The 1,539-nt window shown below is 68.9% G+C and carries 1 protein-coding gene; it reads right to left on the bottom strand.

Going from position 1 to position 1,539, the window contains the following annotated elements; translation table 11 throughout:
• Positions 1-1,539 (bottom strand): DNA-directed RNA polymerase subunit beta (rpoB, locus tag ACWCSD_RS52465; RefSeq protein ID WP_449927417.1); only part of this gene is annotated, 1,539 nt, incomplete at both ends.

Raw genomic sequence — 1,539 nt, 5'->3', positions numbered from 1 at the left:
CAGCAGCCGCTCCTCCGGGGTCAGCTCGGTCTCGCCCTTCGGGGTGACCTTGCCGACCAGGATGTCGCCGGGCACGACCTCGGCGCCGATCCGGACGATGCCGCGCTCGTCGAGGTCGGCCAGGATGTCCTCGGAGACGTTGGGGAGGTCCCGGGTGATCTCCTCCGGGCCCAGCTTGGTGTCGCGGGCGTCGACCTCGTGCTCCTCGATGTGGATCGAGGACAGCACGTCGTCCTGGACCAGGCGCTGGGACAGCACGATCGCGTCCTCGTAGTTGTGGCCCTCCCACGGCATGAACGCCACGAGCAGGTTCTTGCCGAGCGCCATCTCACCGTCGTCGGTGCAGGGGCCGTCGGCGATGACCTGGCCGGCCTCGACCCGGTCGCCCTCGGCGACGATGGGCTTCTGGTTGAAGGAGGTGCCCTGGTTGGAGCGCTTGAACTTGGCGACCCGGTAGGTGGTGCGCGAGCCGTCGTCGTTCATGACGGTGACGTAGTCGGCCGAGACCTCCTCGACCACGCCGGCCTTCTCGGCGCTGATGACGTCCCCGGCGTCGGTCGCGGCGCGGTACTCCATGCCGGTGCCGACCAGCGGCGCCTCGCTGCGGATCAGCGGCACCGACTGGCGCTGCATGTTCGCGCCCATCAGGGCCCGGTTGGCGTCGTCGTGCTCCAGGAACGGGATCATCGCGGTGGCGACCGACACCATCTGGCGCGGCGACACGTCGATGTAGTCGACCTCGCGGGAGGCCACGTAGTCGGTCTCGCCGCCCTTGGTGCGGACCAGGACGCGGGCGTCGGTCAGCTCGCCGTTCGCGCCGAGGGACGAGTTCGCCTGGGCGACGACGAACCGGTCCTCCTCGTCGGCCGTCAGGTAGTCGATCCGGTCGGTGACCCTGCCCTCGACGACCTTGCGGTAGGGCGTCTCGATGAAGCCGAAGGCGTTGAGCCGGCCGTAGCAGGCGAGGTAGCCGATGAGGCCGATGTTCGGGCCCTCGGGCGTCTCGATCGGGCACATCCGGCCGTAGTGGGACGGATGCACGTCACGGACCTCCATCCCGGCCCGCTCACGGGACAGGCCACCGGGGCCCAGGGCGTTCAGCCGCCGCTTGTGGGTCAGGCCGGCCAGCGGGTTGATCTGGTCCATGAACTGCGACAGCTGCGAGGTGCCGAAGAACTCCTTCATCGACGCCACCACCGGCCGGATGTTGATCAGGGTCTGCGGCGTGATCGCCTCGACGTCCTGGGTGGTCATCCGCTCGCGGACGACGCGCTCCATGCGGGCCAGGCCCAGCCGGACCTGGTTCTGGACGAGCTCGCCGACGCTGCGGATGCGCCGGTTGCCGAAATGGTCGATGTCGTCGAGCTCCACGACGGCCTGGCCCATGGACGTCTCCCCCGCGTGCAGCCGCACCAGGTACTCGATCATCGCGACGACGTCGTCCTCGGTCAGCGTGCCCTGCGTGATCTCGGAGTCGACCCCGAGCTTCTTGTTGATCTTGTAGCGGCCCACCTTGGCCAGGTCGTACCGCTTGGGGTT

The sequence above is a fragment of the Nonomuraea sp. NPDC001684 genome (assembly GCF_053596515.1).
This window is presented reverse-complemented; position numbering and strand designations above follow the sequence as displayed.